Annotated in this window: 9 protein-coding genes, 1 tRNA gene and 2 rRNA genes; 1 reads left to right on the top strand and 11 read right to left on the bottom strand. The window is 45.6% G+C overall.

What is annotated here, in order from left to right; all coding sequences use genetic code 11:
- Nucleotides 1-23: 23 nt before the first annotated feature.
- The 5 genes from P8O70_11375 to P8O70_11355 form a co-directional block, all read right to left on the bottom strand.
- Nucleotides 24-593 carry a YtfJ family protein gene (locus P8O70_11375; GenBank protein ID MDG2197473.1) on the bottom strand — a complete coding sequence of 190 codons (570 nt, stop codon included), beginning with the start codon at nt 591-593 and terminating at the stop codon, nt 24-26.
- A 389-nt stretch (nt 594-982) separates the two neighbouring features.
- Nucleotides 983-1,141: a hypothetical protein gene (locus P8O70_11370; protein ID MDG2197472.1), complete on the bottom strand. Its 159-nt coding sequence runs from the start codon at nt 1,139-1,141 to the stop codon at nt 983-985.
- A complete protein-coding gene (locus P8O70_11365) occupies nt 1,138-1,476 on the bottom strand; it encodes a hypothetical protein (GenBank protein ID MDG2197471.1) in 339 nt (112 codons plus the stop codon). The genes P8O70_11370 and P8O70_11365 overlap by 4 nt, the downstream gene beginning before the upstream one ends.
- A gap of 42 nt (nt 1,477-1,518) precedes the next feature.
- Nucleotides 1,519-1,653 (bottom strand): hypothetical protein, encoded by a 135-nt coding sequence (locus P8O70_11360; protein ID MDG2197470.1) that lies wholly within the window; start codon nt 1,651-1,653, stop codon nt 1,519-1,521.
- Nucleotides 1,654-1,665: 12 nt separating this feature from the next.
- Nucleotides 1,666-2,349: a UDP-2,3-diacylglucosamine diphosphatase gene (locus P8O70_11355; GenBank protein ID MDG2197469.1), complete on the bottom strand. Its 684-nt coding sequence runs from the start codon at nt 2,347-2,349 to the stop codon at nt 1,666-1,668.
- 119 nt (nt 2,350-2,468) lie between these two features.
- Between P8O70_11355 and P8O70_11350 the strand changes: the two genes are divergently transcribed.
- Nucleotides 2,469-3,683, top strand: coding sequence for an NAD(P)/FAD-dependent oxidoreductase (locus tag P8O70_11350; GenBank protein MDG2197468.1), 1,215 nt, complete (start codon nt 2,469-2,471; stop codon nt 3,681-3,683).
- 108 nt (nt 3,684-3,791) lie between these two features.
- On the opposite strand, the gene rplT is transcribed toward P8O70_11350, so the two are convergent.
- From rplT to P8O70_11320, 6 genes are all read right to left on the bottom strand, one after another.
- Nucleotides 3,792-4,151 (bottom strand): 50S ribosomal protein L20, encoded by a 360-nt coding sequence (gene rplT, locus P8O70_11345; protein MDG2197467.1) that lies wholly within the window; start codon nt 4,149-4,151, stop codon nt 3,792-3,794.
- A 13-nt stretch (nt 4,152-4,164) separates the two neighbouring features.
- Entirely contained in the window at nt 4,165-4,368 is a 204-nt protein-coding gene (gene rpmI / locus P8O70_11340; protein ID MDG2197466.1) for a 50S ribosomal protein L35, read from the bottom strand.
- Nucleotide 4,369: 1 nt separating this feature from the next.
- Nucleotides 4,370-4,930: a translation initiation factor IF-3 gene (gene infC, locus P8O70_11335; GenBank protein MDG2197465.1), complete on the bottom strand. Its 561-nt coding sequence runs from the start codon at nt 4,928-4,930 to the stop codon at nt 4,370-4,372.
- 15 nt (nt 4,931-4,945) lie between these two features.
- Nucleotides 4,946-5,020 (bottom strand) — tRNA-Val (locus P8O70_11330).
- Nucleotides 5,021-5,058: 38 nt separating this feature from the next.
- A 5S ribosomal RNA gene (gene rrf / locus P8O70_11325) occupies nt 5,059-5,175 on the bottom strand.
- 50 nt (nt 5,176-5,225) lie between these two features.
- Nucleotides 5,226-5,649: ribosomal RNA gene (locus tag P8O70_11320) — 23S ribosomal RNA — on the bottom strand; the annotation flags it as partial.

The raw sequence follows: 5,649 nt of genomic DNA, 5'->3' as shown, positions 1-5,649 counted from the left end.
GATTTATGTTAGAGAAAAGTCAGCTAGAGATTTTGTTTGATCATCTGAATAGCCTGATCAATTTCTGCTTGGCTGAGCTGTCCATCTTTGAAGAAAACTACTTTTCCAGATCTATTGAGAATGATCACAGCCGAACTATCTGGAGCTAAACTCCACGCATTGCGAATCACTCCCTCCTTATCCAGTGCAAAGCCGGGAACCACATATTTTCGCTTACGGTCTTCCTCAGTTCGCTGAACGATACCGGAAGTGCCAAACATGGCATCGTCCAAATTGATAATGTTGAAGGTTTGATGGGGATTCCCCGGGAGCAGGTCAAACTGTTCCTCTAAAAGTCGATCAATGAAGGCGTCATTCAGGGAAGCCGCTGAGCGAGTTCCTGCCAGATGGTAAATGGTGAATACCTTCCCACGAAGCTCTCTGCTGTTCCATGGCACATAGTTGATTTGCTCTCCCTCCAGATTGAGTTTCCCAAATTCGGTTAGGCTAACTTCTGGTAGAACTTGTCCAAGCTTGATCTGAGCTGCAGGACTGACTCCAGCTGAGAAAACTACCAAAAAAATAAAAGACAATAATTTAAGAATCAGTTGCATCTGTAATTTAAATTGATCATTTCGGAGATAAAAACACATGGCGATTACTGACTGTAAATGCCAACTCTTCCACAAAGTGACATCATAATTATTAACTGGACTTATCGCAAAACTTTCTCTAGTTGGTTTGCTTGGAAGCAAACACAAAAACATCACTATCAGCATAGAGTTTAGCCAATTCCTCTCCAAATTTGTAACCGAGCCAAACAGCCTCGGAATACTTTCTCTGCGTTGATACTCGGGCTGGGCCATCACCCACAATGATTTTAGTGCCCGGCAAATCAAGCCTGAGGAAAGCCTCAATATTTTTTTCGACAGCTACTCGGCCTGTGCAAAGCTAAAAAGGATGCAGACCATAGGAATCTTCCTGGGAACGTGGTCGGAAGAGTTCATGGTTGAATCCTCTGTTCCAGATAACCGTCTTTTGGTGAACCCTGTGCTGATGGAGCAGCTGCTCCATCGTAGGAGTTGGCACCATCACTCTTTCCGCGGCCCCATGAAACCACCTTAAAAAGCTGTATCCCCAGGACAGCGGGATGGGCAGTCATTCTTGAACATACTCAGGAAAGCGAGTTTGGTGGCTTGTGGTGAACGGAATCTTCAGGTGATTCAACCAAATTCTAGCGAATATCCCCAAAGATCCTTCGGTAGCAATGTGAACTGCATCAGGAGACAATTCCCTCAATGTCTTCATCATTTTCCAAGGCGTTGCTGCCAGGCGTATTTCAGGATAACTTGGAAGTGGGAATGTCGAGTAACCTTGCGGTTGAATCACCAGAACCTCGTGATTTTTGGCTCTGCCAATTTCAACCATTGTCGATAGAGAACGTACGACTCCGTTGACCTGAGGGTGCCAGGCATCAGTCACTAGGGCGAAACGCATGGGGTATATGCCTTTCCTTTAAAAGGAATAGCTTAACGAACCTCACTGAGGAACGGCTTCTCGACTCATTTTCTTTTCTTTTTCCTGCTTCTCCAGATTCGTCATCGGTTCGGGAATGGCATCATCATGATGGTGCCAATCAATAATTCTAAACTCTCCATCTTGAGTTTCTACCAACGCCGTACACGATCACACCCAGTCGCCATCGTTTATATAAACCACGTTGCCAATTTTATGAATTTCAGGTGTATGGATGTGTCCACAAATTACCCCATTGTAACCCTGCTTTTCACAGTAGGTGGCAACATTCGATTCAAACTTGAAGACAAAGTTAGTTGCTCGCTTAACCTGTGCCTTTAAGGTTCTACTAAGTGGCCAATACGCAAAGCCAATCGACCGACAGATGATGTTGATCCAGCGGTTCAGAAACAACGCGACATCGTATGCTCGGTCTCCTAATGCGTAGAGCCAGGTATTGAAGGATTCAATTCCATCAAAAAGATCTCCGTGGATTACCAAGTATCGCTGTCCTCTTTTGCTTTGATTTACACATTCATTCGTCAGCTCTATATTCCCAAACCTCATATCGAAACTGAGCCAGTTACGTAAAACTTCATCATGATTCCCAAGGATGTAGTGTACCTTGGCACCCCGTTTGGCCATTGTTAGAATACGGTGAATCACGTTGGAATGTTTCTGTGACCAGTAAACCTTGCGCTTCAGCTTCCAGACATCAATGATGTCTCCAACCAGATAGAGCTGATCACACTCATTGTGCTTCAAGAAATGATAGAGCTGCTGGCTTACGTACCCTTTGTACCAAGATGAATATCTGAGATAAAAATAGCATGGTAATAGTCCTTCATCAGCCATGACTCTTTCCTGGAGAGTTTGTATTACCAGCAATCTAATGGAGTAATGTTTAGAAAAGATAAGTGTTTTGTTAATTTCCAAAACCTCAGATCAAACTGGCAAATAGAAAGAGAAACCTGATGTCAGAGATAGTTGTCATTGGTGGGGGCCCAGCAGGACTGTCGACAGCATTGATATGTGCGAGAAGGGGCTTTGACACAACTGTTGTTGAGAAGCGCACTTTTCCTGTGATCAAAGCCTGTGGAGAAGGGTTGATGCCAGGCGGAGTTGGTTCCCTGAAGCGTCTGATTCCTCAGGAGCTGATTAACAAAATACAATACCAAAAGTTTTTGGGTATTCGATATATTGCTCCGAACGGTGCGTGCACATCAGGCTATTTTAGTAAAGGCGATGGTTGGGGAATTGAACGCTCTGAACTTTCAAAACTACTAAGTCAGGCCGTTGAACAAGAGCCAGGAATCAAAATTATTCAAAACACTGTTGCTACAGTGGAAGGCTCAGCAGAGCAACCTATCGTTCATTTTAATTGCCAAACCCTGAGCCCAAACTTACTGATCGCTGCAGACGGATTACACTCCTCTATCAGAAGATGGGCTGGACTAAATGGCTCCCCCTCCAAACTAAAGCGTTGGGGCTTGAGGCAGCATTATAAAATTACACCATGGACCAATTTGGTAGAGGTCCACTGGTCAAAGGATATGGAAGCCTACGTCACACCTGTATCACCGAATACTGTTGGCGTTGCTGTTCTAAGTAACCAAAAGTTGATGTCAAGCTGGCAAAAGCCGATTTCTTTAAAAGAAACATTACAAGTATTCAGTAATTTAGGACCAAAACTGCTTTTAAGCGAAGCTATTGATCAATTGATTGGAATAGGTCCGCTTCATCAAACGGTGAAACGAACTGGAACTGGGAAAGTGGTATTGGTGGGAGATGCGGCAGGATATTTGGATGCAATCACAGGAGAAGGAATCAGTAATGCCATGGAACAAGCTTTGCTGATGTATCGAATACTGGAAAAGCAGAAAGAGAAACCAAGGTTAGATGAGCTGGTGATTGATTACTCCAACCAACTACCTGCCTTGATGAGAAGCTACTATTGGCTCACTCGGCTCACTCTGCTTTTACATCGCCGCCCATTATTGGTGAACCAAGTTGTTAGAATTTTTCAGAAGACTCCCTGGTTGTTCAATTACCTACTGGATCTAAATTCTGCTCAGAGTTTATCCGAAGCAACTAGTCATTCATTCCAAATTCATGGAAGAAGTCATGGACATGAACTACTCAAAGTTATTATTAGAAGAAGTATCGGAGAGATTAGAAAGAGATCCTGAAGGCAAGCATACCGGTACTTGGACCCCGCTTGATCATATTGAAGTGGAAAAAATATTGGCAGGAGAAGCGGACGGGAAGTGATGGGAGTCGGTTGACTCCCGAAGGAATCAGGCGGAAGCTTTTTGACGCACTTGTTGTACAAGTTTTGCGAATTCTGCAGGGTTCTCATAAGCGAGATCAGCGAGTGATTTCCGATCAAGCTCGATACCTACGCTTCTCAAGCTGTGCATGAACACACTGTAACTCAAACCATGTTCACGAACAGCTGCGTTAATCCTCATGATCCACAATTGTCTGTAATCGCGCTTCCGAACCTTGCGGTCACGATAAGAATATTCTCTAGAACGTTCTACAGCATCTTTAACAGTCCGCCATAGACGACCGCGACCACCTCGATAGCCTTTAGCGGCTTTAAAATATGCGCTTTTCTTCTTGCGAGCATGTACTGCTCTTTTAATTCGTGCCATTGATTAGAATCCTTTAAGCGTATGGGAGCAATGCAGCGACTGATTGATGATCGCTACCCTCAACATACCCTTTTTGTCGGAGGCTGCGCTTAGCATCGTTGCTTCGCTTACGCATGCCATGACGCAAGTAGGCTCTTTTTCGTTTGAATTTTCCAGATCCCGTCATCTTGAATCGTTTTGCCCCACCCTTGTGGGTTTTCATTTTGTAACCAGCCATATCACTTCTTCTTTGATGGGGCAAGAATCATGAACATTGAGCGTCCCTCGTTACGGACAGGTTGCTCAACAATCCCATTCTCACCAATCATGCTTAGGAATCGCTCAATAAGAACCAAGCCCAAATCTTTGTGGGCCATCTCCCGACCCATGAAAACAACATTGACTTTCACCTTGTCACCCTCTTCAAGGAAGCGAAGAGCGTTTCGCACCTTAAACCTTAGGTCATGATCTTCAATTTTTGGTCGGAGTTTTACCTCCTTGAGATGTATTACCTTCTGATGAACCTTGGCGGCATGTTGCCTTTTACTTTGCTGGTATTTGAATTTTCCATAATCCATCAACCGGCAAACAGGGGGATCCGCTTTAGGAGAAACTTCAACTAAGTCAAGTCCATCCGATTGAGCTCTAGTGAGGGCATCGGAAACTGTAATTACTCCAACCTGTCCACCTTCTCCGTCAATCAATCTAATCTGCTGAGCGGTGATCTGATCATTGACTCGTATTGAGTCATCCTGCTTGTTTGGAGCTTTCGATCTACGGATGCCTATGGTCGCCTCCAGCAAAGTTAGATAATTTGGTAGGCACGGTCGGGATTGAACCGACGACCCCTACCGTGTCGAGGTAGTGCTCTCCCACTGAGCTACGCGCCTGAAAATTCGAAGGTATTGTTTCCCCATCCAGCGATTGAGTTTGGCATCGACCGACTCTCCCACCGAGTAACCCCGGCAGTACCATAGGCGTTCAGGGTCTTAACTACTGTGTTCGGGATGGTAACAGGTGTCTCACCCTGGCTATAGACACCAAACTCAAACGCTGGACGAGAGAAGAGGGTTGAGGACACGAAGAAGGAAGGGAGAAGTCAAATCACACGGTCGCTTAGTACTGGTCAACTGCGCATGTTACCATGCTTCCATTTCCAGCCTATCAAACAGATCGTCTTTCTGTGACCTTAAGGGGCATAAATGCCCGGGAGATCTCTCTTGAGGTGAGTTTCCCGCTTAGATGCTTTCAGCGGTTATCTCTTCCGAACGTAGCTACCCGGCGGTGCCGCTGGCGCGACAACCGGAACACTAGAGGTTCGTCCACTCCGGTCCTCTCGTACTAAGAGCAGCTCCTCTCAAATCTCCTGCGCCCACAACAGATAGGGACCGAACTGTCTCACGACGTTCTGAACCCAGCTCGCGTACCGCTTTAAATGGCGAACAGCCATACCCTTGGGACCTGCTTCAGCCCCAGGATGCGATGAGCCGACATCGAGGTGCCAAACCGCGCCGTCGAT

This window comes from SAR324 cluster bacterium (genome assembly GCA_029245725.1).
Lineage (GTDB): Bacteria > SAR324 > SAR324 > SAR324 > NAC60-12 > JCVI-SCAAA005.
The sequence above is the reverse complement of the archived record's forward strand: the minus strand, read 5'-3'. Positions and strand labels throughout refer to the sequence as shown.

Bases quoted from the DNA above. Each gene is read 5' to 3' on its own strand.
- P8O70_11375 (MDG2197473.1), bottom strand. From the start codon at position 593: ATGCAACTGATTCTTAAATTATTGTCTTTTATTTTTTTGGTAGTTTTC.
- P8O70_11370 (MDG2197472.1), bottom strand. From the start codon at position 1,141: ATGACTGCCCATCCCGCTGTCCTGGGGATACAGCTTTTTAAGGTGGTT.
- P8O70_11365 (MDG2197471.1), bottom strand. From the start codon at position 1,476: ATGCGTTTCGCCCTAGTGACTGATGCCTGGCACCCTCAGGTCAACGGA.
- P8O70_11355 (MDG2197469.1), bottom strand. From the start codon at position 2,349: ATGGCTGATGAAGGACTATTACCATGCTATTTTTATCTCAGATATTCA.
- P8O70_11350 (MDG2197468.1), top strand. From the start codon at position 2,469: ATGTCAGAGATAGTTGTCATTGGTGGGGGCCCAGCAGGACTGTCGACA.
- rplT (MDG2197467.1), bottom strand. From the start codon at position 4,151: ATGGCACGAATTAAAAGAGCAGTACATGCTCGCAAGAAGAAAAGCGCA.
- rpmI (MDG2197466.1), bottom strand. From the start codon at position 4,368: ATGGCTGGTTACAAAATGAAAACCCACAAGGGTGGGGCAAAACGATTC.